Raw genomic sequence first — 24634 nt, forward strand, 5'->3', positions numbered from 1 at the left:
GAGTCAGCGGGCGCGGGCCACCCGTTTCTCGTCCCACACCGGTTCCGGCGACTCGTACACCCGGCCGTCGGCGCCGAACACCAGGAAGCGGTCGAAGTCGGCCGCGAACCAGCGGTCGTGCGTCACGGCGAGCACGGTCCCCGCGAAGGCGCCGAGGCCCTCCTGCAGCGCCTCGGCGCTGGCGAGGTCGAGGTTGTCGGTGGGCTCGTCGAGCAGCAGGAGCGTCGCGCCGGAGAGTTCGAGCAACAGGATCTGCAGGCGCGCCTGCTGGCCTCCCGACAACGTCTCGAACCGCTGGTCCGCGATCCGTCCGGCCAGTTCGTAGCGGGCGAGCGCCTTCATCGCCTCGTTCCGCAGCCGGGCGTGCTCGGTCATGACGATCTCGCACGGGGTCCGGCCGAGCAGTTCCGGCCGGGCGTGGGTCTGGGCGAAGTGCCCGGGCACCACCCGCGCCCCCAACCGCGCCGTCCCCGTGTGACGGATCGCCTCCCCCGCGAGCAGGCGGAGGAAGTGCGACTTGCCCGATCCGTTCGAGCCGAGGACGGCGAGCCGCTCGCCGTACCAGACCTCCAGGTCGAACGGTTTCATCAGCCCGGTCAGCTCCAGCCCTTCGGCGATCACCGACCGCTTGCCGGTGCGGCCGCCGCGCAGGCGCATGCTGATGAACTGGTCCTTCGGCGCCAGCTCGGGCGGCCCGGCCTCCTCGAACCTGCGCAGGCGGGTCTGCGCCGCATGGTAGGCCGGGGCCATCCCGTCGTTGTTCGACGCCTTCTGCTTGAGCATCAGGACCAGCCGCCTGAGCTTGGCGTGCTCCTCGTCCCAGCGGCGGCGCAGCTCGTCGAGCCGTTCGTTGCGCTCCCTGCGCGCCTCGGCGTACGTGGCGAAGCCGCCGCCGTGGATCCACACGTTCCCCGACTCGACGGTGACGATCCGGTCGGCGGCGTTCGCGAGGAGCTGCCGGTCGTGCGAGACCAGCAGCACGGTCTTGGGCGTGTCGCGCAGGGCCTGCTCCAGCCAGATCTTGCCCGGCACGTCGAGGTAGTTGTCGGGCTCGTCGAGCAGCAGCACCTGGTCGGGCCCGCGCAACAGCGCCTCCAGCACGAGCCGCTTCTGCTCACCGCCGGACAGCGTCGCGACATCCCGATATTTCACGTTGTCGTACGGCGCCCCGAGCGCGGCGACCGTGCACGCGTCCCAGAGCACCTCGATGTCGTAGCCCCCGGCGTCCGTGTAATCGGTGATCGCCTGGGCGTACCGCATCTGGGTCTTCTCATCCTCGCGCTCCATCATCGCGAGCTCGGCCTCGTGCAGGCGGGCCGCGGCCTGCCGCACACGCTCCGGCGCGACGCTGAGCAGCAAATCCTGGACGGTACGGCTGTCGCGGCCGTCGCCGCCGGGGGTCGCCTGCCCGGTGCCGCGCAGGCTGCCGACGAACTGGCGCATGACGCCCAGGCCGCCCGAGTGGGCCACCGATCCCTCGATGGGTCGCAGGTCGCCAGAGACCAGGCGGAGAAGGGTCGTCTTGCCCGCGCCGTTCGGCCCGACCAGCGCCGCCTTGACGCCGTCGCCGACCCGGAACGAGACGTCGTCGAGCAACGGCCTGCCATCCGGCAGGACGTACGTCAAATGGGTGACCTCGACGTGCGGCACGGTTTCCTCCTCGGATTCCCGCGCAGGCTACCCATCACGATCGCCCACGGCATCCCGTTTTCCCGGCCGGCCGCCGGCCCCGACACTCTAAGTGTTCAAACCCCGGAGCCATACGAACGGTTAGCCGCTAAGTGTTCGCATGGAACCCCATCTGCGGCCGTACTGACCGGTCATAACGGGTTATAGGGCGGCAAAAGGACAAGTAGATTCACGTCATGCGCGTGAACTCACTGTGGCGGCGCCGCCTGCTGTGGTCCGCCGGGGTGATCGTGACCGTGGGCCTGGTCACGGTCGGCGGCGCCGGGTGGTACTACTCCGGGCTGGTGATCGACCCGGTGCACACCCCCGACTATCCGCTCATGGTGACGGCCGTGACCGGCGACCGGGTCACCCTCTCCGGTGGCGCCGACACCGCCGCCCCCGGGACGTACGGCCTGGCCTGGGCCGACGGGAACGCCGTGCTCGGTCCGGTGATCTCGGCCGCGGCCGGGACGGTGACCAGGACGGTCGTGAAGGTGGTGCGTGGCGACCTGCGCCCGGGGGTCCAGGCCTACCTCGACCGCTCGATGTGGGGTCACGCGACACCGGCCGCCGCCGGCGTGCCGTACACGGACGTGAAGATCCCCTCCCCGCTCGGCGACCTGCCCGGGTGGCGGACCGAGGGCACCTCGCCGACCTGGGTGATCGCCGTCCACGGGCGCAACGGCCACCCCGCGGAGGCGCTGCGCGTGCTGCCCGTCTTCCACAGCCTGGGGATGCCCGTGCTGGGCATCGCCTACCGGAACGACGAGGGCGCCCCCGCGAGTCCGGACGGCAAGCTCCACCTCGGGGCGACCGAATGGCAGGACGTGGCCGACGCGGTGTCCTACGCCAGGGCGCACGGCGCGACCGGGATCGTCCTCTACGGCTGGTCGATGGGTGGCGCGATCGTCCCCATGACCGTGCGGAACCTGCCGGACGCCCCGATCAAGGGAATGATCCTCGACAGTCCGGTGCTCGACTGGCGTTCGCCGATCGCGCTCGGGGCCGAGCAGATGGGCGTGCCCCACTTCATGGTCTCGGTCGGCGAGTGGGTCGTCGAGCGGCGTACCGGCCTGTCCTTCGACGAGCTCGATCACCTGCGGCACGCCCGCGACTTCAAGACGCCCACCCTGGTCTTCGCCGACGATGACGACGCCACCGTGCCGGTCGGCCCGGCCCTGGAGTTCGCCCGGATCAGGCCCGACATCGTACGGCTGGTGCGGACCTCGGGGGGCGGGCACACCGGCTCGTGGAACGTCGACCCCGCGCGATACGAACGGGAGCTCAGGGCCTTCGCATCGTCGCTCTGATCATCCTTGCGACCGTCTGACCTGCCCGGACGGGCCCGGAGGGGTGACGCGGGTCCACCTTCTTCCGGAAGTCCCAGAAATCGGCCGCGCGGCGAGGGAACATCTCGGCCCCAGACGTGGTTTGATGAAGCGTGACCGGTGTGCAGGTGTCCCCGGGCCTCACCTAATTTGCCTTCGCGGATTACCGTTCGGCTGGAGCCGCGTTGTGCCTTTCGCCGAGAGGCGACCCGGCACCGGCACTATGCGTGCGGGACCCCGGCGGGAGATTCTCCCGCCGGGGTCCTCGCGTTTCTACGGCCGCGGGCTCCCAGCGATCCGCTGAGCCACCCACGTCGCGCGATGGGAGCCGATCATCGCGACCGGACCGTCCTTGCCGTCCGGGAGGGCGAGGACGGGCCCCTGATACCGGTCGCGGGGCTCACGACCCCGCCGCGCGGGATGGACGGTCAGAAGGAGTGGCGGTAGTAGGAGCCCCAATCGAGGTCGCGGGTGGTGCCTTCGCCGAGGTGGACGCGGAAGCCGTCGAAGCCGCCGCCCCGGCCGTAGGAGAAGCGCCACTCGCCCGTGCCGCGGGTGGTGAAGCGGTGGCCCAGGTGCCAGCCCCGGTCGTCGTGGTACCAGAAGTCCACGTAGGTCGACTGGCCGTCGCGGTCACGGTCCCAGGCCGTGATGTCGAAGTAGTAGCGGCCGCCGGAGAAGTACCAGTAGCCCTTGTAGAACGACCGCTCCCCACGGGACTCGCCCCGCCCGAAGGAGGAGTAGCCGGAGAACCAGTGCTTGACGTACTGCGCGGACTGCGCGGACGACGCCGACGCCGCGCTCGCGGTGCTCGTGGTGCTCGCGGTGGCCGCCTGGGCCGGGGCCGCGGCGGCGCCGGCCGCCAGGGCGCCGGCGAGGACCGTGCCGGCGAGGACGCTGCTGAGCTTGCGCATGGTGATCTCCTTGGAACGGGACTGCTCGGGATGGGGGAACCGCTTCCTGCGTCCGGTGGAGGTGCTGTCCGCTCCGGACGACCATCACATTAGGAAGGCCCGTCCCACCGTTCTGCGTACAAGTGCACGTTGGAGGCCGAATGTGGAGAACGACGCACACCACCCCGCACGAGCGCGGCGGACATGGTGATGAAGGGGTGGCTCGCCCACTGCGATGGTGGGGAATCAGCCGGTCGCGCCGAGGGTTGGCACCGGCGTCGGTTTCCGGATCAGGAGGTAACCCATGCGCGCCCTCGTCGTCGACCACTCCGCGCCCAACAGACTGGCCCTCGCCACCGTGCCCGATCCGGAGCCCGGTCCCGACCAGGTCCTGGTCAGGGTGGCGGCCGTCTCCCTCAACTACGGTGAGCTGCCCACGTCGGAGGGCGTGCCGGCCGGGACCATCCCCGGCTGGGACGCGGCCGGCGTGGTCGAGCGGGCCGCCGCGTCCGGCCGCGGGCCGAAGCCTGGCGACCGGGTCGTCACCTTCGCGCCGAACGCCGGCGCCGGCTGGGCGGAGCTGCGCGCCGTCTCGGTCGACGAGCTGGCCGTACTGCCCGACGAGGTGTCGTTCGAGCAGGCCGCCTCGCTCCCAGTGGCGGCGGTGACCGCGCTCCGCGCGCTGCGCGCGGCGAACGTCCGCCCGGGGCACCGGGTCGCGGTGACGGGGGCCTCCGGCGGCGTGGGCCGCTTCGCCGTCCAGCTCGCCCACCTCGCGGGAGCCGAGGTGTACGCGCTGGTCGGCAGTCCCGAGCGCGGGGAGGGCCTGGTGGAGATCGGGGCCGATCACGTCGCCACCGGGGCGGATGGGATCGACGCCCCCGTGGACGTCGTCCTCGACAATGTCGGCGGCCCTCTGCTCGGCGACATCCTGGGGCGTACGGCGGAACACGGGGTCGTGATCAGCATCGGCGCGACCTCGGGCGAGCCGACCGTGCTCGCGCCCTACCAGCTGATCGCCGGCTTGGTGACGCTGATCGGCTTCCGCATGGGCGCCGGTCTCGGGGACGACCTGGCGTACGTCGTCCGCCTGGTCGCCGAGGGCCGCCTGCAGGCTCCGGTCGACTGGCGGGGGAGCTGGGAGAAGGCGGACGAGGCGGTGACGGCCCTGCGCGCCCGCCGGATCAGGGGCAAAGCCGTGCTGACCGTGGGCTGAAGGCTCGTCCGGAAGGCAGTGCCCGTCCGCCCGCCTGGGTCTCGCACGCAGCGCCCGTCGCGCGGTCGATATCGGGGGCTGCGTACGGTTGGGGAATGTTGATCCACCCGTGGGACGCCGCGTCGGATGACGAGGCGCTGGCCTTCGTCCGCGCCAACCAGTTCGGGCACCTCGTCGCGTCGGGACGCGACCGCGAGGTGCCCGTGATCGTCCCGACCCAGTTCCTCGTCGTCGACGCGTCCACGCTCCTGCTGCACCTGGCCCGGCCGAACCCCGTCTGGCGGGCCATCGAGGAGAATCCGGCCGTCGTGATGTCGGTGGCGGGCGACTGGGCGTACGTCGAGGGTGCCTGGAAGGTGCCGCCCGAAACCGGCGAGGACCCCCGCCTCGGGGTCCCGACCACGTACTACGCGGCCGTCCAACTCGTCTGCCACGCCGAACCGGTCGACGATCCCGCCGGAAAGCTGGAGATTCTGCGCGCGCAGCTGGCCGACCTGGACCATGGGCTCGCCGACCCCGCCGAGCACCACCGGCGGCTGCCCGGCATCCGCGGCCTGCGGCTGGCCGTGCGGGAGCTCCGCGGCAAGTTCAAGTACGGCGGCAACGCCGACGAGGCCCACCGGCTGTACGTCGCCCAGCGGCTGGCGGAACGCGACGGCCCGGGCGACGCGCCGGCCCGCGCCCACCTGCTGCGCCGGCTCGGGTGAGGCGGGATCGCACAGACACACCCGTTTTCGGTTGTCCGATTACAGTTAACCTACCTGTATAAAACATCTGTAAGCTCTCGCGCCGTGATAGATCAGCAACTCCCGGCGCATGACGCCGCCAACCCCGCCCCTCCCGTCGAAACAGACGAGTCGGACGCCGGCAGCGGAAGCGTCGTCGCGCTGCTGGAGCGCATCGCGTCGATCGTCCTGCCGATCGGCGTCGCGCTCTACGCGGTCCTCTACCTCGGCGTCGAGCAGATGTACGCCACCTTCGGCATCAGCCCGCAGCAGGCCGGGATCGACCAGTCGGTGCTGTTCGGCAGGCTCATGGGCACGCTTGTCCTGGTCCTGCTGTTCGGCATCCCCGCCCTCGGGTTCATCGTGGGACTGGGCTGGTTGATCAACAAGGTGACCGGGGGGACGGCCGGCCGGGCCGTCCAGGCGATCCGGCGGCGGCCCTGGGTGGCCGCGCTGATCGCCGCGCTGTGGTGTGGAGCCACCTACTGGGGCTTCTTCCGCTTCTTCGGCGATGTGGGCTTCAGCGTCATGGTCGTCGTCGCGGTGGGACTCGGCGTGCTGACGTTCCTGGTGCCGTTCCGGCTGCTGCGCCGCAAGCCCGTCGGCCGGGCCGGGATGAAGGTGCTCGTCGGCGGCCTGACCGGGCTCGGCCTCGGCTTCGTGCTCATCCTGCAGATGTCGGAGGGCGCCGCCGACCTGGCCGACACCGGGCACGCCAGCCTGCTGCTCGACACCGTCGGCTTCCAGGACCAGTGGGCCGTCCTGAAGAACGGCGACGACGACAAGCCGCTGTACGACGGCCGCTGGATGATGCTGCTCGGCGAGACCGACAGCACCTACGTCTTCTACGACTGCGACAAGCAGGAGACGTTCCGCCGCGGGATGGACGGGACCATCCTGAGCCAGATCCAGCTCGACCCGGAGCGGGAGAAGGGGTTCACCTGCGGCAGCATGGCCGAGCAGGAATAGCCGGGCAGAAAAAGCAGTGCCGGGCCGGGGGGCGGCGGCGTACGGTCACCCCTCCCCGGCCCCGCCCGGCCGTACGGCCGTGGTCTCCCCCGCCGTACGGCCGGTGCCGATCGGCAGGCAGAGCGGGGTGCCGGTCACCGGATGAGGCACCACGACGGACTCGACGCCGAACACGGCGCGCACCAGCTCCGGGGTGAGCAGATCCTCCGGGCTGCCCGTGGCGTACACGCCGCCGTCGGCGACCGCGACGAGATGGTGTGCGTACTGCGCCGCCTGGTTGAGGTCGTGCAGCACCATGACGATCGTCCGGCCCTGGGTCCGGTTCAGATCCGCGAGCAGGTTGAGCACGTCGAGCTGGTGGGCGATGTCGAGATAGGTCGTCGGCTCGTCGAGCAGCATGATCGGAGTTTCCTGCGCCAGCGCCATGGCGATCCAGGCGCGCTGCCGCTGCCCGCCCGACAGCCGGTGAAGGGGCCGTTCGGCCAGGTCGTCCAGCCCCGCGGCGGCCAGCGCCTGCTCGACGGCCGCCCGGTCCGCGGCGGTGTCCCGGGCGAGCATGCCCCGGTGGGGATGGCGTCCGAATCCGCACAGCTCGCGTACGGTGAGCCCCTCGGGGGCGACGGGGCTCTGCGGCAGCAGCGCGAGCAGCCGGGCGACGGAGCGCCGCGGCTCGGTGGCGATGTCCTTCCCGTCCAGCAGCACCGTGCCGGCCATCGGGTCGAGGGCGCGGCCGAGCGTGCGGAGGAGGGTGGACTTGCCGCAGCCGTTCGCGCCGATCATCGCCGTGATCCTCCCTTCCGGGATGTCGACGGTCACGTCGCCGAGGACGACGGCGGTCCCGTAGCCGGTGGTCAGCTCCCGGGCGCCCAGTCGGTGGGGGCCGCGCTGGTCAGGCATGCTTTCCGTTCTCCCGGACGACGTTCTCCCGGACGAGGAGGAACAACAGGTAGGGGCCGCCGACGACCACGGCGACGATGCCGGCGGGGATCTCGTTGGGCAGCGCCACCACCCGGCCGGCGAAGTCGGCCAGGCAGAGCACCAGCGCCCCGGTGAGGGCGGCGGCCGGCACGAGATGGGTCCCGCGTGAGCCGACGGCGAAGCGGGCGATGTGGGGGGCGAGCAGGCCGAGGAAGCCGATGCTGCCGACGCTGGTCACGGCCCCGGCGGTGAGCAGGACCGCCGCCACGACGAGGACGGCGCGCACCCGGGCCGGATGACGGCCCAGGCTGACCACGCTGTCGTCGCCGAATCCCGCGATGTCCACGGACAGCGTGGCAAGGACGGTCAGGGGAAGGCAGACGGCCAGCCAGGCCAGCAGCGTCACGACGTCGGCGCCGTCGCTGCCGTACACGCTCCCGGCCAGCCACACCATCGCCTGGTCGGCGCTCTGCGGTCGCCGCACCAGGAGGTATTCCACGAGCGCGCCCGCGAGCGCCGCCAGCGCCGCGCCGACGAGGACGAGGGCCGTCACGCCGCCGCCGAACCTCCGTGTGATCAGCAGCAGCGCACCCGCCGTGAGCGTGGTGCCGGCCAGCACGCCGAGGGGGACCGTCCACACCTGGGCGGCGGGCGGAGTGAAGATCACCGCGGCCATCGCCCCCACGCCGCCGCCCTTGCTGAATCCGACGACGTCGGGTGAGGCGAGGGGGTTGCGCATGGCGGCCTGGAGGAACACGCCCGCGACGCCGAGCGCGGCCCCCGCCGTGATCGAGACGAGGACGCGCGGCAGCCGGTACTGCCGCACGATGAACGCGTCCGGACCACCGGTGAGACCGTCGGCCACCTGACGGAACGACAGCGGCACGGCGCCGAACGCGGTGCTCACCAGCGCGGCCAGCGCAAGCAGGGCCAGGAGGATCACCCCCGCCAGCAGCGTCCTGCGCAGACGTGTCATCGCCCGCGCCCCCGCACCGCGAGGAGGAGGAACACCGGCGCCCCGAGCAGCGCGGTCACCACGCCGACGGGCAATTCGGCGGGGAAGGCCAGGACGCGGCCGAGCAGGTCGGCGCAGACCAGCAGCAGCGGGCCGCCGACCAGGCAGAGCACGGCCTGTCTGCGCAGCCCGGCCCCGCCCGGCAGGCGCCGCGCGATGTGCGGCACGATCAGCCCGACGAACCCGATGGGGCCGCTCACCGCGACCGCCGAACCGGCCAGGAGCACCACCAGCGCCGCGGCCAGGGCGGCGACCCGGCGCGTGTTCTGCCCGAGGGACGCGCCCGTGGTCGCGTCGAGCTCCAGCAGGCCGAGATGGCGGGCGGCCAGGAGCACCGTCACGCCGCAGACCACGGTGAACGGGAGAACGACGGCGACCTTCGGCCAGTCGGCGCCGGTGACCGAGCCGGCGAGCCAGAACACCAGGTCCTGCGTGGTGTTACTCATGATCAGCAGGGCCTGTACCAGTGCGGTCAGGAGCAGTTGCAGGGTGATGCCGGCGAGGGCGAGGCCGACGGCGCTCACCGCGCCGGACAGCGACAGGAACCACATGATCGCGCCTACTCCGGCCGCCCCCGCGAACGCCGAGGGGACCGCGCCCAGGACACCCGTGGACGGCAGAACCGCCGCGGTCAGCACGATGGCCAGGGACGCGCCCGCGTTGACGCCGAACGTCTGCGGCGACGCCAGGGGGTTGCGGGTCAGGGTCTGCGCGAGCAGGCCGGCCACGGCGAGGTTGGCCCCCACCAGGACGGAGAGCACCGCGCGGGGCAGCCGCACCCCGATCACCAGTTCGTGATCGGCCGACCCGTCCCAGACGAACAGCCCGTGCACCGCCCGCGCGAGCGGCAGCCCGGAGGCGCCGACGCACGCCGCGGCGATCACGGCCACGACGAGCAGCGCCGCCATGACAGGCAGCGGCCCGAGGGCGATGCGCCTGCGGGCCGCCGCCTCCACCGGGACGGGCGGCGAATCAGCCGTCGGCACGGTAGACGTTCTCCAGGACCGTCTGGGCGATCACCTCGGCCGTACGCAGACCGCGGAAGCGGGAGAACTGGTTGCGATCCACCACGTGGACCTGTCCGTCCCGCACCGCCGCGATGCCCTTCCAGGTGGGAGTGTCCTTCCACTGGTCGTACGCGGTGCCGGAGCCGTCGACGGCGACGAGCAGGACGCCCGGGTTCACCGCCGCGACGCGCTCAAGGCCCGCCCCCGACTCCTGCGGGCTGTCCGACGTGACCGCGGGCGTGAGCCCGAGCGTCCGGAACACCGAACCCGTGAACGACGAGGACGTGTGCAGCGTCATGGAGTCGGGAGTGGAGACCACCAGCATGAACGTCCGCCGTTCGCCCTTGGGAATCCGGGCCGCCAACCCGGCCATGACCTTCTCGTGCCGCTGGACGACGCGCTCGCCCGCGGCCCGGTCGCCCAGCGCGTCGGCGATGGTCACGACGGCGTCCTTGATGTCCTGATAACTGCCCTCCCAGCTGTTCAGGACGATGGTCGGAGCGATCGCGCTCAACTGCTTGTAGATCTTGGCGTGCCGGGTCGAGTCGGCGATGATCAGGTCCGGCCTGAGGCTGCTCACCAATTCGAGGTTCGGCTCCAGGCGGGTGCCGACCGAGGTGTAGTCGATCTTCTTGCCGAGGAGCTGGGTGACGCGGTCGGGCGCGTTGTCGTCGGCTATCCCCACCGGGCTGACGCCGAGCGCGTCGAGCGCCTGGACGAACGAGTACTCCAGCGCCACCACCCGCCGCGGCTTTCCGCCGATCTCCGTGGTGCCGAGCAGGTGCCGTACGGCGTGCGCGCCGGCGGGGGGCGGGGCGTCCGTGGCGGATCCGCCGCCCGAGCAGGCCGCCAGCATGGGGGCCGTCAGGAGCAGCGCGAGCGCCCCCAGCAGGGCGTGCCAGGGGCGGAGGTGCCGCCCGGTCCGTCGCCGTCGCATTGCCATTCCTTTCCCCGCAGGTAAAGCAAGCCTTACCTAAGTTCCGTCGCACAGCGTACAGCGCGGACAAAAGGGACGGAACCCGGCCCGCACTTTGGGGCGGGCGGACGAGGCGATTCTGTCGGTGCCGCCTGCGAGAGTCTCCCCGTGCCGACGTCAGATCTCGCGTCCATCGCCGCCTTCTGGGACGCCGCAGCCGACACCTTCGACGACGAAGCCGATCACGGTCTCCGAGATCCCCGCATCCGGGAGGCGTGGGCCCGGCGGCTCGTCGAATGGCTTCCCGAAGCCCCGGCCGACATCCTCGATCTGGGCTGCGGCACCGGTTCTCTGACCCTGCTGCTCGCCGAGCTCGGACACCGCCCCACCGGGGTGGACCTGTCGCCCCGGATGATCGACCAGGCCACGCGCAAGCTCACCGCGGCGGGCTTCCACGCCGACCTGGCCGTCGGCGACGCGAGTGATCCGCCCGTCACCGCGTACGACACCTTTGACGTGATCTTGGTACGGCACCTCGTGTGGACGCTGCCCCGTCCCGAAGAGGCGCTGGACCGCTGGCTCGGCCTGCTCAGGCCGCAGGGACGTCTCGTTCTCGTGGAGGGCCACTGGGACACCGCGGGCGACGACGGCTTCTACGTGCCAGACGCGGTGCCGCTGCCCTGGCTCGGCGGGGTCCCCGCCTCACGGCTGGTCGAGACGCTGGAGCCGCGGGCCCGGATCGTTCACATCGAACAGCTCACCGATCCCCTGCTGTGGGGCCGCCCGATCGACGACGAGAGATACGTCGTGATCGCCCGCCCGAAGGGTGCCGGAACGACGCCCGAGCCCGCGACTCCCCGTGGTCAGGCCGCGTCCACCTCGACGTTCTCCAGGACGCCCAGGGCGTCGGGCACCAGGACGGCCGCCGAATAGTAGGTGGTCAGCAGATAGGAGATGACGGCCTTCTCGTCGACGCCCATGAACCGGACCGACAGACCGGGCTCGTGCTCGTCCACGAGCCCGGTGCGGCGCAGGCCGATGACGCCCTGCTTGTCGGCTCCGGTGCGCATCACGATGATCGAGCTGAGGCCGCCGGCGGTGATCGGGATCTTGTCGCAGGGCAGTATCGGCACACCTCGCCAGGCCATGACCCTGGCGCCGTCGACGTCGGCGACGTCGGGGTACAGCCGTCGCCTGGTGCACTGCCGGCCGAAGGCGGCGATGGCCAGCGGGTGGGCCAGGAAGTAGTGGGAGCTGCGGCGCCGGCACAGCAGCTCGTCGAGATCGTCGGGGGTGGGCGGGCCGGAACGGGTGTGGATCCGCTGCTTGAGATCGGCGTTGTGCAACAGGCCGAAGTCCCGGTTGTTGACCAGCTCGTGCTCCTGCCGCTCCCGCAACGCCTCGATCGTCAGCCGCAACTGCTGCTCGGTCTGGTTCATCGGCTCGTTGTACAGATCGGCCACCCGCGAGTGCACCCGCAGAATCGTCTGCGCCACACTCAGCTCATACTCACGCGGAGCCAGCTCATAGTCCACGAACGTCCCCGGCAACGTCGGCTCACCCTGATGCCCCGACGCCAGCGCGATCTCCGCCTCGCCGTACTTGTTGCGCGGGCCCGCGGGCGCGGGGCGGCTCAGATGGTCCCGCAGCGTGGCGGACCGCCCGGCGACCTCGTCGAGGTCGGCGCGGGAGAGCACCAGGACAATGGACGGGGTGAGCGTCACGGCGGTGGGCTCACCGGAGGCGGTGAGATCGCCCAGATGGTCGCCGTCGGCGAGCACCTCGAACAGGCGGTGACCGCCGTACTCCCCGGCGACGGTCCTCGCGACCTTGCCGTGCGCCACGAGCACCACCTGGCCTGGCGGGACCGGCTGGCCGGCGTCCAGCTCGTGCTGGACGAACCTGCGGGCCAGGGCGTCGAGCACCGCCGCGTCGTCGTAGCCGCGCAGTGACGGCAGCTCGCACAGCTCCGCCGGGATGACGTCGACCTGGGCTCCGGTGGAGGTGAAACTCACCCGTCCGTCGCCCCGGGTGAACGTCAGCCGCCGGTTCACCCGGAAGACGCCGTTCACCTCGGTCCAGGGCAGCACGCGCAGCAGATGGCGGGGAGTGATCTCCCGCATCTGCGGCACGGTCTTGGTCGTCGTCGCGAGCCGGCGGGCCGCCGCCGTGCTCAGGGCCAGCCGGGATTCCCCCGGACGGGGAGTCGTCACGCCGCACCTCCCGCCGGGACCGCGCCGAGGTGAACCGGCGCGGGCGCGGCACCGGAATGGCCCGGGGTGGACACGGCGCCCGGATGGCCTGGGGTGGGCACGGCGCCGGGACGGCCCCACGCGGACGCGGGCCGCGCGCCGGCCCGCGCCGTGACGGTGCCGAGGCCGGTCGGCCCCTGCGTCCAGCGCGCCGCGCCGGGGCGGACCTGCTCCTCCTCGTCGTACCGGCGGGTCCTCTGGTGCCATCGCAGGACGGCGGCCATCCAGTTCCGCAGGTCGGCCACGTACGCGTCCACGGACGCGCGGCCGACGTCGCCGACCTCGGCGCCGTCGAGCATGGCGGGCAGGTCGACCTCCGCGATGTGCTCGAACTGCCTCATCCGCGAGGTCATCAGGGCGTCCACGATCCCCACCGCCTCCTCGGCGTCGCAGCCGAAGAAGTTCTGCATGACCAGGACCGCGTTGTGCAGCTCACCCTCGTACTGGATCTCCTTCTGGTACGAGAACAGATCGTTGACCATGCAGGCGTAGTCCTGGGCGGCGTTGGTCAGGTTGAAGAACTCGCGGGTCCGGTCGAACCCGGCGGGCATCTCCCGGCCGGGGGCGAGCCAGGCCAGGCTCATCGTCATGTTCGAGCCGAAGGTCCTGCGGCGCATCTCGATGTAGTCGATCGGCTCGGGCACCCGGTTCTGCGCGTGGCCGGCGAGCTCCCACACCCAGCTGTCGATCATGTCCTCGACGGCGGTGCGGAACGCGCGCCGCGACTCCGGCGGCATCGGGGCGGCGGTGCGCGGCCACAGGTCGGCCAGGCCACGCTCCAGCGCGGTCATCGGTACGGGCATCGCGGCCAGGTCGAGCGGCATGAACGCCTTGAGCCGCCGGTTGGCGGCCTTGGCGCCGACCAGATCACGCGCCGTGCCGAAGACGCGGGGATAGTAGTCGTCGCCGTATGTGCCCCAAGCCAGCCAGTTGGTCGCCAGGACGAGCTCCGCCGCCGAGGCGTCGGGCGAGATGCCCGACGCGCACAGGGCGAAGTCGAAGCCGACGAGCCGGCGTTCGGTCCACAGCGCGGTCGCCGGGAGGCCCGGGATCGCGTCGAAGAACCCCATCTCCGCGCACCACACCGGATCGGCGGCCCTGGCCTGCTCCAGGTGCGGGTTCTCCCGCACCTGGAAGGGCATGTACGGCTCCGGCACCCGCACCGAGACCTCCGGATAGGGAACGTGCGCATGGTTGCGCAGCCCGCCCGGGCCCGTCAGGTGGGCCCGGGTGACGTTCAGCCCGAACGCCCCGGCCGGCCGGCTGGCCTTGGTGTACCGGCTGGAGGCGGTGTGCCAGGCGTGCCCGCCGGCCTGCCAGTCCTGCAGCCCCTTGACGTACCGGAGGATGTGGTCCTGCTCGACCGGCAGGACACCCTCGTCGACGAAGAGCGGCGGCAGTTCGGTGAGCGCGGTGTGCTCGAACTGGTGCAGCCGCGACGTGAGCAGGTCGTTGGTGACCTCCACGGCTCGGGCGGTGTCGCACTTCAGGAACCGCTCGCAGACCAGCACGCAGTTGGACAGCTCGCCCTCCTGCCCGACCTCGCGCTGGTAGGAGAACAGGTCGTTGCGCAGGTGCACGGCGTCGGCGAACGACTCGGTCAGCACGCGGATCGGCCGCGACCCGGCGAGGCGGGCCGGCAGCTCGGCGCCCGCCGCGTGCTCGACGAGGGCGGCCGACCAGGGGGCCCCGCCGACCTTCCTGCGTTCCTCGATGTACTCGATGGGGTTGGAGACCGCGTCGCGTTCGATGTGGAACAGCTCCCACATCGACTCCTGCGTCAGGTCGCGGGTGACCCGGACGAACCGGTCCCGCCAGGACGCCGACATGGCGGGCACGGTGCGCGGCCACAGGTCGGCCAGGCCGCGCTCCACCGGGTTGACGGCCTCGGGCGGATCGTCGGCCATGAACAGGTCGAGCCGGTCCAGGTAGGCCTGCGCGCCCTTGATGTCCCTGCTCCGCTTGAAGATCTGCCAGAAGTGGTCGTCGAAGTAGAACACCCAGACGTACCAGTCGGTGATCAGGTCCAGTTCGGCGGCCGAGCAGTCGGGATGGGTGTAGGCGCACATCAGCCCGTAGTCCATCGCCTCAAGCACGCGCTCGTCCCAGATCTCCGGGTCGTCCAGCATGCCCATCTCCGCCGCCCAGCGCCCGCTGTGGGCGCGGGCGGTCTCCACGTGGGGATTCAGGCGTGGCGGATACGGCAGATAGAAGTCCGGCAGCTCGTAGGCCATCAGACGACCTCGACGCTCTCCAGGATGCCGAGAGCGTCGGGCACCAGCACGGCCGCCGAGTAGTAGGTGGTCACCAGGTAGGAGATGATGGCCTTCTCGTCGATGCCCATGAATCGGACCGACAGGCCGGGCTCGTACTCGTCGACGAGCCCCGTGCGGCGCAGGCCGACGACGCCCTGGTCCTTCTCCCCCAGCCGCATCGCGAAGATGGAGCTGAGCCCGCCGTCGCTGATCGGGATCTTGTTGCAGGGCAGCATGGGCACGCCCCTCCAGGCGGGCGCCTTCTGACCGTTCACGTCCACGCTCTGGGGATAGATCCCCATCCGGTTGCACTCGCGGGCGAAGGCGGCGATCGCCTTGGGGTGAGCGAAGATCACGGCCGGGTTCTTCCAGACGGTGGCGAGCAGGTCGTCGAGGTCGTCGGGGGTGGGCGGGCCGGAACGGGTGTGGATCCGCTGCTTGAGATCGGCGTTGTGCAACAGGCCGAAGTCCCGGTTATTGACCAGCTCGTGCTCCTGCCGCTCCCGCAACGCCTCGATCGTCAGCCGCAACTGCTGCTCGGTCTGGTTCATCGGCTCGTTGTACAGATCGGCCACCCGCGAGTGCACCCGCAGAATCGTCTGCGCCACACTCAGCTCATACTCACGCGGAGCCAGCTCATAGTCCACGAACGTCCCCGGCAACGTCGGCTCACCCTGATGCCCCGACGCCAGCGCGATCTCCGCCTCGCCGTAGGCGTTCAGCGAGCGGTCCGGGTTCTCGCGGTGTTCGTCGACGAACGCGCGCAGGCTCTCCGACCGCTCGGCGAGCCCCTGGTAGGCCTCGGCGGAGAGGGAGAGCACGGTGCAGGGGGTGGTCGCCTTGAACGTGTGCTCCCACTGCTCGTCCGGGTGGGTCAGCATCCGCTCACCGAAGTACTCGCCGTCGGCGAGCACGCCGAGATGCACCTGGTTGCCGTACGCCCCCTCGCCGATCTTCTCCACCTTGCCGTGCGCCAGCAGGACGACCTCGTCCATGGCGGCGCCCGCCTCGACGATCACCTGACCGGCCCCGTATTCGCGCTGGACGAAGAGGTCGGCCATGGCCGCCAGCGCGTCGGAGTCGTCGAAACCGCGCAGCGCGGGCAACTCGCACAGCTCGGCGGCGATGACCTGGACCCGGGCCCCGGTGGACACGAAGGTCACCCGGCCGTCGGCCATCTGGTAAGTGAGGCGCCGGTTCACCCGGTAGACACCGCCCACCGCCTCGATCCAGGGCAGCACGCGCAGCAGGTGCCGCGACGTGATCTCCTGCATCTGCGGCTGGCTCTTGGTCGTCGTGGCCAGATTGCGCGCGGCCTTGGTGCCCAGGCTGAGCCGGTTCTCCTGCGTTGTGCCGTTGGAGATCGTGGATTCGGACATGACGCACACACCACCCATCTGTATTCGGCCGGAGGCCGTTCTACGGAAACGAGAGCCACCCGTGGCCGCGCACGACCGACGAAGGTGGACGAGCGAATCGACGAACCAGGCTCAGTCGAGCCAGGCCGACGAGCGAAGCTCGGGGGGCAGGGAGAAGGTCATGGTCTCCTCCGCGGTGGTGACCGGCCGCACGTCCGTGAAACCGGACGCGGCCAGCCGTTCGAGAAGCCCGGTGACGAGTTGCTCGGGGACGGAGGCGCCGGCGCTGACGCCGACGGTCTCCACCCCCTCCAGCCAGCGTTCTTGCAGGTCTCCGGCGTGGTCGACCAGGTGACCCGCGTCCGCGCCCGCGGCGATCGCCACCTCCACCAGGCGCCTGGAGTTGGAGGAGTTGGCCGAGCCGACCACCAGGACCAGTTCGCATTCGGGCGCGATGACGGCCACGGCCTCCTGCCGGTTCTGGCTGGCGTAACAGATGTCCTCGCTGGGCGGATCGATCAGGCCGGGATGGCGCTCGCGCAGCCGGGACACCGCCGCCATCGTGTCGCCGGCCGACAGGGTGGTCTGCGAGACCCAGCTCACCGGCCGGTCGTCCGGCAGCCGCAGGTCGTCGAGGCCGTCCGGATCGACCACCTGGATCCGCTCCGGAGCCTCGCCCCGCGTCCCCTCGACCTCCTCGTGCCCGGCGTGGCCGATCAGGACGATCTCGTAGCCCGCCTCGGCGAACCGTACGGCCTCCTTGTGGACCTTGGTCACCAGCGGGCAGGTGGCGTCGATCGCGCGTAGTGCCCGGCGGTCCGCGTGCTCCCGTACGGCCGGCGCGACCCCGTGTGCGGAGAAGACCACGACCGCGCCGTCGGGGACCTCGTCGAGCTCCTCGACGAAGATCACGCCACGCCGGGTGAGATCGTCCACCACGAAGGTGTTGTGCACGATCTGCTTGCGTACGTAAATCGGGGGGCCCTCGCGCCGGAGCACTTCCTCCACGGTGCGCACGGCCCGCTCGACACCCGCGCAGTAGCCACGGGGAGCCGCCAGCAGGACACGTCCCATCGTCGCCCCTCCTACCGGACCCGGCGGGTCAACCGGCCGGCCAGCAGCGTCAACGCCTCACGGGCCTGACCGTCGAGGGCGTCGTCGCGGAGCGCGTCGAGCGCCCGCTCGACGCGCTGCTCGATGAGGGATTCGACGTGGGCGAGCGCCCCCGTCTCCACGATGATCTGCCTCAGCTCGGCCGCGTGCGGCTCGTCCAGCTCCGGATTGCCGTGCCACGTGCGGAGGTAGTCACGCTCCCGGCCGCCGGCCTCGGCGAGAGCCCGGGCGATCAGCACGGTCAGCTTTCCCTCGCGCAGGTCGGTGATGACCGGTTTGCCGGTCACCGCCGGGTCGCCGAAGACGCCCAGGACGTCGTCGCGCAGCTGGAACGCCTCGCCGATCGGCAGGCCGAAGCGGGTGTAGGTCTCCAGCAGCCGCGGTGTGGCGCCCGCCAGCGCGCCGCCGATCTGCAGCGGCCGCTCCACCGTGTATTTGGCGGTCTTGTAGCGGGCCACCATGAGGGCCTGATCGGCGTCGGCGGCCTGGGCCGTGGACGCCAGGATGTCCAGGTACTGCCCGGAGATCACCTCTGACCGCATCCGGTTGAACAGGCCGCGTACCGTACGGGCCTTCGCGTCTTCGGCGCCGGCCTCGCACAGCAGCTCGTCGGCCCACGCCTGCGCGAGCACGCCCATGAGGACGGCGGCGCAGTGCCCGAACTCCTGACCGGCGGGCCGCCGGTCGGGCCGGGCGAGGCTGCGGTGCACCGTCGGGCGGCCTCTGCGCAGGTCGCTGCCGTCCATGATGTCGTCGTGGATGAGTAGACCGGCGTGGTAGAGCTCGAGTGCCGCGCCGGTGGTGATCGTGGGCTCCTCCCGCCCGTCTCCCCCGCCGGCGCCTCGCCACCCCCAGTAGCACAGGATCGGCCTGATGCGTTTACCGCCGTCCATCACGAACTGCCGGAGCAGCCGATGGCCTTCCGCGACGTCGGGGTCGGCGATGTGAGCGGGGTGATCGTCGAGAAACCGGCCCAGCCGGACGTCGATCTGCCCCCGCACCCGATCGATGATTTCGTCGATCAGTGTCTCCACGACCTCGGTCGTCACGAACCCTCCTCGCCGACGAGCATCCTTCCCGGAAAAGAAACTACTCAAGGGATACGAGAATTTGAATAGCCGTTCCGGAAATAGAAGATTGTCGTTTGTGTCGGGTTTGCGGGTGTCACATGACGAATGCCGCCGTAGCGGGACGAATTAATTACGGCAACAATGGATATGTCGAATAATTCTTACGCGCCGGACGTGGCGAAAATAATAATTGCCGTTGGGATCGCGAGGATAGAGTCCTGAATTATGCGCCGATGAACGGCGAGGGCTACGCGGCGCCGGCCGCGCCCGCCGCCGGCCGCGCCTCCTCACGCCACCACGTCAGCGTGGCGCGCAGCCCGTCGTCCAGAGGGGTGGGACGCAGGCCGAAGGTCTCCTGGAAGTCCGTCGAGCCGAGCACGAACGGTTGATCGAACTGGTAGCGGACGTGCCTGATCTGGCCGATCATCGGGTTCGCCGGACCGATCAGGTTGAGCAGCCACTGCGGTATCGAACCCACCTTGGGCGCCGGCAGGCCCGCCAGCTCGCACACGCGCTCCGCCAGCCACCGGTAGCTCACGGCGGGCACGGTCGGGACGTGCCAGACCCGCCCGTACGCCCGTTCGTCCTCGCCCGCGACGGCGAGCGCGGCCACCACGTCGGGCACGTACGTCCAGCTGTGCGGCTGATCCGGGTCGCCGGTGAGCCGCACCGCCCGGCCGGCCAGGAGACGCGGCATGAACAGATCGCCCAGATGCGACTGGTCGCGGCAGCCGGGGCCGTAGTAGTCGGAGGCGCGCAGTTCGGTGACCCGCACCCGCCCGGCCTCGTGCGCGGCCAGGGCCTCGCGCCACATGGCCGCCCGCACCTCGGCCTTGGCGCTGGAGGGCGTCATCGGCGTGCGTTCGGTCATGGGCCCCGCGACCGGCCCGTACACGTAGAGGTTGCCGAGGATGACGTAGCGGGCTCCGGTGTCCTCGGCCGCGCCGAGCATGGCCGCGGCGATCGGCGGCCAGTCGGTGAGCCACTTGTGATAGGCGGGGTTGACGCAGTTGTAGAGTGCCTCGGCCCCCGTCGCGATGTCCGCGAGCCGCCGCCGGTCGGCGGCGTCCGTCGCGACCCTGCGCACCCCGGCGACGTCGGGCCCGCCCCCGGAGCGGCTGACGAGCACCACCTCGCGCCCTCGCCCGGCCAGCTCCCTGGCCAGCGCGGACCCGACCTGCCCCGCACCCACGACGACATGCATTGACCTGCTCCTTCACACTGATCCAGACCATCGATCTCATCTGAGAGCAATGCTCTCTCACAGGCGTGGATGATGTCAAGAGCACTGCTCTCGTATATATACACCGCTCCAACCGGCGCTCGGTTGTACATCGCGGTCGCCGTGCAGTAGCAATGGGTCGGTGATACGCGGCGACAAGATCGGGCTCCGGGCCCGGCACCAGACGGATGTTCCCGTTCTTCACGCGGAGCTCTACGACGACGTGGCGACCCGGTCTCGCGCCGACTCCCGCCCGTGGCGGCCGATAACGCCGGGGTCGGGCCACTCTCCCTACGAGGTGACCGAGCCGCGGGACGACGCGGCGTGCTTCTCGGTGGTGGAGCTGGATTCGCAGGCACTGGCCGGTGAGGCCCTGCTCTGGGGCATCGACTCACACAACAGGACCGCTCACCTGGGCATCTCGCTGATCCCCGCGTTCCGCGGTCGCGGGCTCGGCTCCGACGTCGTCCGGGCGCTGTGCGAGTACGGCTTCGCGGTGCGCGGAATGCAGCGGCTGCAGGTGGAGACCCTGGCGGACAACATCGCCATGATCACGGCGGCGACGAGGGCGGGCTTCACGATCGAGGGCACGCTACGGCGGTCGGCCTGGGTCTACGGCACGTTCGCCGACGAGGTCGTCCTCGGCCTCCTCGCCCACGAATGGAGATGAGAGACGCGGCCCGTCCATGGGCGACACGTCGGGCGCGGCTCCCCTATGGGCAGCGGAGCCACATGACCAGGGGATAGGAACCACCGCCGGGGACGTCGACCCACCGGTATCCCGCTTGCACGCGGGCCCCCTGGCTTCGGTTCATCCCGTCGGACGGATCCTTGTCCCACAGGCACGCCGGTCGGCCCCCCTGATGCCAGATACCGTTCCGATCACTCCACGCCACCGTCGCGGGGACAAGGGCAGCCGGACCTTTGTCGGCCTGGAAGGTGCCGCCCACCCCCGGCCCGTCCAGCATGGCGTACCCCTCGGCCAGTGTCAGGCGTACGCCGCCGAGCCGCAGCTGAACGGCCATGAAGCCACCTATGACCAGAGCGACGCCGAGCACGACAAGGGCCATACCCACGGAGAGGGTGACCCGGAATGTCAGTAGACGGCGTATGCGCCGATTGAGGGACATGGGAGAACAGTAGGGGAAAAGCTCGATATTGGGGATTACTTGCGGCGCCCTCCCGCGCATAGCCCATCGAATCGAACTCTGTGGAAGAACGCCGTGGAAGAACGCCGTGATCCCGAACGCGTGGAATCGGATTCAGCCGGCGGCTCGGGCGCGGCCGACGATTTGCCCGCGGTCCGAATCGGGGAAACGGTCCAGCATTTCGCGCAACTCGCCGGCGCCGACGTTTGCGCCGAATGGCTCAGTTCCGGGCTCCAGCCGCACGCCCTCCGCGAGGGGACCGGCGACGACGGGGTCGAAGCCGAGCGCATCGACGAGGGTCGAGACCACGGCGAGGTCGTCCGGATCGTCGCCCGCGATCGCGATCGCCGAGCGCCCCGGCTCCCCCGCCGGTCGGGCGCCGTCCTCGAGATCGTGGTAGCCCATGTGATTGAACGCCTTGACCACGTGAGAGCCGGGCAGGAACTCCTGGACGGTCTCGCTGGAGGAGGTGCGCGGATCCGTCAGATCGTCGCGGATCCCGTCGACCTCCCACCAGTAGTTCATCGCGTCGATGACGAGCTTGCCCCGCAGCGCCTCCACGGGGACGGTGCGGTATTTGCCGAGCGGGAGGGCCAGAATCACGATGTCGGCGCCGGCGGCCGCCTCTGTGGCGGTCGTCGCGACCGCGCCGGGCGTGAGGACCGCCACCGTGAGGGCGATCTTGGCGGGATCGCCCGATCCGGCGATGAGCACCCGGTAGCCGGCGGCCACGGCGAGCCGTGCGAGCACGGTGCCGACCTTCCCCGCGCCCAGGATGCCGATGGTGCGGACGTCCGCGGTGTTCATGTCGTCTCCGTTCAGTGATCAGCCGGCGAGGATGTCGCGGACCATCGGGACGACCTTCGTGCCGTAGAGCTCGACGGCACGGAGGCGCGCGCTGGTGGGGAGCGCCCCCGTACTGTAGATGAGGTCGAACCGGCCGACGCCAAGAGTCCGGACGGCGTTGGCGATCTTGCGGGCGACGGTCTCGGGCGAGCCGACGTAGAGGGAGCCGTGCTCGATCTCGGCGTCGTACTCCTGCCGGCGGATCGGCGGCCAGCCGCGCAGTGCGCCGATCCGGTCGCGCAGGACGCGGTAACGCGGCCAGAACACCTCGCGGGCCTCCTCGTCCGTCTCCGCGACGAAGCCGGGCGAGTGCATCCCGACCGGATGGGCGGTCGTGCCGAACTCCCCGGCGGCGCGCCGGTAGAGCTCGATGTACGGGGCGAAGCGCTCGGGTGAGCCGCCGATGATGGCGAGCATGAGCGGAAGCCCGTAGTGAGCGGTGCGGACGACCGACTGGGGCGAGCCGCCGACGCCGACCCAGGTGGTCAGACGCCCGGACTCCGTCTTGGGGAAGACGTCGGCGTCGTCGAGCGGAGGCCGGACCGTACCGCTCCAGGTGACCGGTTTCTCGTCGAGCAGCCGCGCGAAGAGCTCGATCTTCTCCTCGAACAACACGTCGTAGTCGCGCAGGTCGTAGCCGAAGAGCGGGAACGACTCCGTGAACGAGCCGCGTCCGAGGATGACCTCGGCCCGGCCGTGCGACAGGGCGTCGACGGTCGCGAAGCGCTGGAACACGCGGACCGGGTCGTCCGAGCTCAGCACGGTCACGCCCGACGCGAGCCGGATGCGGGAGGTCCGCGTGGCGATGCCGGCGAGCACGGTCTCCGGGGTTGAGATCGAGTATTCGGGGCGGTGATGCTCGCCGAGGGCGATGACGTCGACGCCGAGTTCGTCCGCGAGGACGGCCTCGTCGAGGACCTGCCGGATGGCCGCGGCGTGGGACACGGGCTCGCCGGAACCGTCCACCGGCACGTCGCCGAACGTGTCCAGACCGAACTCGAGATCAGACATTGGCGGGCTCCTTTGTGATCAGTTCCCGGACGCGCGGGGCGACCTCGCGGCCGAACAACTCGATCGAACGGGCACGGGCTTCGCGGGGCAGATGCATGACGTCGTATTTGAGGTCGAAGCGGCTCAACCTCAGGTCCCGGGCCACGGTCGCGATCTTCCGGGCGACGGTCTCCGGTGAGCCGACGAAGAGCGCCCCGCGCTCGATCTCGGCTTCGTATCGTTCGCGGTTGGGCTTGTAGAAGCCGCGTTCGCTCGCCAACCGGCTCATAACGGGCTCCCAGTACTGCCACCAGGTCTCGGTCGCCTCCTCGTCCGTCTCCGCGACGAGGCCGAGCGAGTGCTGCCCGACGGGCTGCGCCCGGTGCCCGGACGCTTCGAGCGCCCGGTGGTAGAGGTCGACGTGACCGGCGAAGCGCTGGGGGCGGCCCCCGATGATGGCCAGCATGAGTGGCAGGCCGTAGTGGGCGGCGCGGAGCACGGAGTTGGGACTTCCGCCCACGCCGATCCAGGTCGGGATGCCGCCCGGCCGCATCCGGGGTCGCAGGCGCTGTTCGACCAGCGGCGTACGGACCGTCCCCGACCAGGTCACCGTCTCCTCTCGCTGGAGGCGCATGAAGAGGTCGAGCTTCTCCTCGAACAACCGCTCGTAGTCTGCGACGTCGTAGCCGAACAACGTGAAGGATTCGGTCACCGATGCCCGGCCGAGCACCACCTGGGCGCGGCCGTTCGAGACGGCGTCGAGAGTGGAGAACTCGTGGTAGAGCCGCACCGGGTCGTTCGTGCTCAGCACGGTTACCGAGGTGCCCAGCCGGATGCGTTCGGTCGCGGCGGCGATCGCGGCGAGCAGCACCGGGGTGGCGGTGTCGTTGTGCCCCTCGCGGTAGTGCTCGCCGACGCTGAACACGTCGATCCCGGCCGATTCGGCGAGCCTCGCCTCCTCGGCGATCAGCCTGACCGTCTCGGCGTCGCTCAGTACTCGGCCCCGGTCGGTCGCGACCTCCCCGAAGGAGTTGAGCCCGAGTTCGAAGGCTCTGGCCGTCATGGTGTGCTCCTGTCCTGCTTCCGGGAGGCCCGTCACTCCCCGAAGGTCATTTAATTGACGCGTCAACAACGTATCATATGGTTGACACATCAATCAGGAGGCGCCGGATGGTGGAAGACACAGGTCAGCGACGCAGGGGACTGCCGACCATCGAGGAGCTGCGGATATGGCGCGACTTCATCGAGACGACGGAGTCGCTCCGGGCGCGGCTCACGTCGCGCCTGCAGAGAGAGTCCGAACTGTCGGCGGGCGACTACGCCGTGCTCCTCGCGCTGAACGACGCGGAGAAGCGCCGGCTCCGTTCCTCCGAGCTGGCCGCGACGATCGGATGGGAGCGCAGCCGGCTCTCGCACCATCTGGGCCGCATGGAGCGGCGCGGCCTGGTCCGCCGCGAGGAGTGCGCCACCGACAGCCGGGGCGCCGAAGTCGCGCTCACCGCCGAGGGAGCCGAGGCGTTCCGGCGCGCCTCGATTCCGCATCTGCGCGCGGTACGCGAACTGTTCGTGGACGCGCTCACGCCCGATCAGCTCGCCGTGGCGGGCGAGATCGCCGCGGCGCTCCGCACCCGCCTCGCGGCACCACACGACGAAGGCTCTCGAAACGGCACGCGCGCTTGATCCCGATGCCGAGGGCACGCACCCGCGTCATCCACCTACAGC

Annotated in this window: 23 protein-coding genes; 7 read left to right on the forward strand and 16 right to left on the reverse strand. The window is 70.7% G+C overall.

Features of this window, described 5'->3' with window-relative positions; translation table 11 throughout:
• Window positions 1-3: 3 nt before the first annotated feature.
• Entirely contained in the window at window positions 4-1650 is a 1647-nt protein-coding gene (locus tag JOL79_RS10835; RefSeq protein ID WP_210155619.1) for an ABC-F family ATP-binding cassette domain-containing protein, read from the reverse strand.
• 215 nt (window positions 1651-1865) lie between these two features.
• Here JOL79_RS10835 and JOL79_RS10840 point away from each other — a divergent pair, with 215 nt between their 5' ends.
• The gene (locus tag JOL79_RS10840; protein ID WP_210155620.1) at window positions 1866-2981 is read left to right on the forward strand and encodes an alpha/beta hydrolase family protein; all 1116 of its coding nucleotides are present in this window, start codon (window positions 1866-1868) and stop codon (window positions 2979-2981) included.
• A 446-nt stretch (window positions 2982-3427) separates the two neighbouring features.
• On the opposite strand, the gene JOL79_RS10845 is transcribed toward JOL79_RS10840, so the two are convergent.
• Window positions 3428-3913 (reverse strand): hypothetical protein, encoded by a 486-nt coding sequence (locus JOL79_RS10845; protein ID WP_210155621.1) that lies wholly within the window; start codon window positions 3911-3913, stop codon window positions 3428-3430.
• A 283-nt stretch (window positions 3914-4196) separates the two neighbouring features.
• Here JOL79_RS10845 and JOL79_RS10850 point away from each other — a divergent pair, with 283 nt between their 5' ends.
• From JOL79_RS10850 to JOL79_RS10860, 3 genes are all read left to right on the forward strand, one after another.
• Entirely contained in the window at window positions 4197-5108 is a 912-nt protein-coding gene (locus tag JOL79_RS10850; RefSeq protein ID WP_210155622.1) for a zinc-binding dehydrogenase, read from the forward strand.
• A 95-nt stretch (window positions 5109-5203) separates the two neighbouring features.
• Window positions 5204-5815 carry an FMN-binding negative transcriptional regulator gene (locus JOL79_RS10855; protein ID WP_210155623.1) on the forward strand — a complete coding sequence of 204 codons (612 nt, stop codon included), beginning with the start codon at window positions 5204-5206 and terminating at the stop codon, window positions 5813-5815.
• Between the two features lie 84 nt (window positions 5816-5899).
• Entirely contained in the window at window positions 5900-6802 is a 903-nt protein-coding gene (locus JOL79_RS10860) for a hypothetical protein (protein ID WP_210155624.1), read from the forward strand.
• Window positions 6803-6847: 45 nt separating this feature from the next.
• Here JOL79_RS10860 and JOL79_RS10865 read toward each other — a convergent pair whose 3' ends face one another.
• From JOL79_RS10865 to JOL79_RS10880, 4 genes are read right to left on the reverse strand one after another with little or no spacing between them, the layout of a single operon-like run.
• On the reverse strand, window positions 6848-7699 hold the full coding sequence (locus JOL79_RS10865; protein ID WP_210155625.1) for an ABC transporter ATP-binding protein: 852 nt from the start codon (window positions 7697-7699) through the stop codon (window positions 6848-6850).
• A complete protein-coding gene (locus tag JOL79_RS10870) occupies window positions 7692-8696 on the reverse strand; it encodes a FecCD family ABC transporter permease (RefSeq protein ID WP_210155626.1) in 1005 nt (334 codons plus the stop codon). The genes JOL79_RS10865 and JOL79_RS10870 overlap by 8 nt, the downstream gene beginning before the upstream one ends.
• Window positions 8693-9721, reverse strand: a complete 1029-nt coding sequence (locus tag JOL79_RS10875) for a FecCD family ABC transporter permease (RefSeq protein ID WP_210155627.1) — start codon at window positions 9719-9721, stop codon at window positions 8693-8695. Before JOL79_RS10875 ends, JOL79_RS10870 begins: the two co-directional genes overlap by 4 nt.
• The gene (locus tag JOL79_RS10880) at window positions 9708-10679 is read right to left on the reverse strand and encodes an ABC transporter substrate-binding protein (RefSeq protein ID WP_210155628.1); all 972 of its coding nucleotides are present in this window, start codon (window positions 10677-10679) and stop codon (window positions 9708-9710) included. The genes JOL79_RS10875 and JOL79_RS10880 overlap by 14 nt, the downstream gene beginning before the upstream one ends.
• A 147-nt stretch (window positions 10680-10826) precedes the next feature.
• Between JOL79_RS10880 and JOL79_RS10885 the strand changes: the two genes are divergently transcribed.
• Window positions 10827-11591, forward strand: coding sequence for a class I SAM-dependent methyltransferase (locus JOL79_RS10885; RefSeq protein WP_210155629.1), 765 nt, complete (start codon window positions 10827-10829; stop codon window positions 11589-11591).
• Here JOL79_RS10885 and JOL79_RS10890 read toward each other — a convergent pair.
• The 6 genes from JOL79_RS10890 to JOL79_RS10915 all read right to left on the reverse strand — a co-directional run bounded on the left by JOL79_RS10890 (window position 11522) and on the right by JOL79_RS10915 (window position 19910).
• Complete coding sequence (locus JOL79_RS10890) at window positions 11522-12871, reverse strand: family 2B encapsulin nanocompartment shell protein (protein ID WP_210155630.1); 1350 nt, start codon at window positions 12869-12871, stop codon at window positions 11522-11524. The two genes, JOL79_RS10885 and JOL79_RS10890, sit on opposite strands and share 70 nt — an antisense overlap.
• A complete protein-coding gene (locus JOL79_RS34970) occupies window positions 12868-15144 on the reverse strand; it encodes a terpene synthase family protein (RefSeq protein WP_210155631.1) in 2277 nt (758 codons plus the stop codon). Before JOL79_RS34970 ends, JOL79_RS10890 begins: the two co-directional genes overlap by 4 nt.
• Window positions 15144-16544, reverse strand: a complete 1401-nt coding sequence (locus JOL79_RS10900; RefSeq protein ID WP_210155632.1) for a family 2B encapsulin nanocompartment shell protein — start codon at window positions 16542-16544, stop codon at window positions 15144-15146. Before JOL79_RS10900 ends, JOL79_RS34970 begins: the two co-directional genes overlap by 1 nt.
• A gap of 111 nt (window positions 16545-16655) precedes the next feature.
• On the reverse strand, window positions 16656-17597 hold the full coding sequence (locus tag JOL79_RS10905) for a 4-hydroxy-3-methylbut-2-enyl diphosphate reductase (RefSeq protein ID WP_210155633.1): 942 nt from the start codon (window positions 17595-17597) through the stop codon (window positions 16656-16658).
• An 11-nt stretch (window positions 17598-17608) separates the two neighbouring features.
• Entirely contained in the window at window positions 17609-18685 is a 1077-nt protein-coding gene (locus JOL79_RS10910; RefSeq protein WP_210155634.1) for a polyprenyl synthetase family protein, read from the reverse strand.
• 268 nt (window positions 18686-18953) lie between these two features.
• Entirely contained in the window at window positions 18954-19910 is a 957-nt protein-coding gene (locus JOL79_RS10915; RefSeq protein WP_210155635.1) for an NAD-dependent epimerase/dehydratase family protein, read from the reverse strand.
• 160 nt (window positions 19911-20070) lie between these two features.
• Here JOL79_RS10915 and JOL79_RS10920 point away from each other — a divergent pair, with 160 nt between their 5' ends.
• Window positions 20071-20598 (forward strand): GNAT family N-acetyltransferase, encoded by a 528-nt coding sequence (locus tag JOL79_RS10920; protein ID WP_210155636.1) that lies wholly within the window; start codon window positions 20071-20073, stop codon window positions 20596-20598.
• A gap of 43 nt (window positions 20599-20641) precedes the next feature.
• On the opposite strand, the gene JOL79_RS10925 is transcribed toward JOL79_RS10920, so the two are convergent.
• The 4 genes from JOL79_RS10925 to JOL79_RS10940 form a co-directional block, all read right to left on the reverse strand.
• The gene (locus tag JOL79_RS10925; RefSeq protein ID WP_210155637.1) at window positions 20642-20953 is read right to left on the reverse strand and encodes a hypothetical protein; all 312 of its coding nucleotides are present in this window, start codon (window positions 20951-20953) and stop codon (window positions 20642-20644) included.
• A 237-nt stretch (window positions 20954-21190) separates the two neighbouring features.
• On the reverse strand, window positions 21191-21883 hold the full coding sequence (locus JOL79_RS10930; protein WP_210155638.1) for an NADPH-dependent F420 reductase: 693 nt from the start codon (window positions 21881-21883) through the stop codon (window positions 21191-21193).
• An 18-nt stretch (window positions 21884-21901) separates the two neighbouring features.
• On the reverse strand, window positions 21902-22933 hold the full coding sequence (locus JOL79_RS10935; protein ID WP_210155639.1) for an LLM class flavin-dependent oxidoreductase: 1032 nt from the start codon (window positions 22931-22933) through the stop codon (window positions 21902-21904).
• On the reverse strand, window positions 22926-23975 hold the full coding sequence (locus JOL79_RS10940; protein ID WP_210155640.1) for an LLM class flavin-dependent oxidoreductase: 1050 nt from the start codon (window positions 23973-23975) through the stop codon (window positions 22926-22928). The genes JOL79_RS10935 and JOL79_RS10940 overlap by 8 nt, the downstream gene beginning before the upstream one ends.
• Window positions 23976-24082: 107 nt before the next feature.
• Here JOL79_RS10940 and JOL79_RS10945 point away from each other — a divergent pair, with 107 nt between their 5' ends.
• Complete coding sequence (locus tag JOL79_RS10945; RefSeq protein WP_210155641.1) at window positions 24083-24592, forward strand: MarR family winged helix-turn-helix transcriptional regulator; 510 nt, start codon at window positions 24083-24085, stop codon at window positions 24590-24592.
• Window positions 24593-24634 lie beyond the last annotated feature (42 nt).

Source organism: Microbispora oryzae (genome assembly GCF_017896165.1).
Lineage (GTDB): Bacteria > Actinomycetota > Actinomycetes > Streptosporangiales > Streptosporangiaceae > Microbispora > Microbispora oryzae.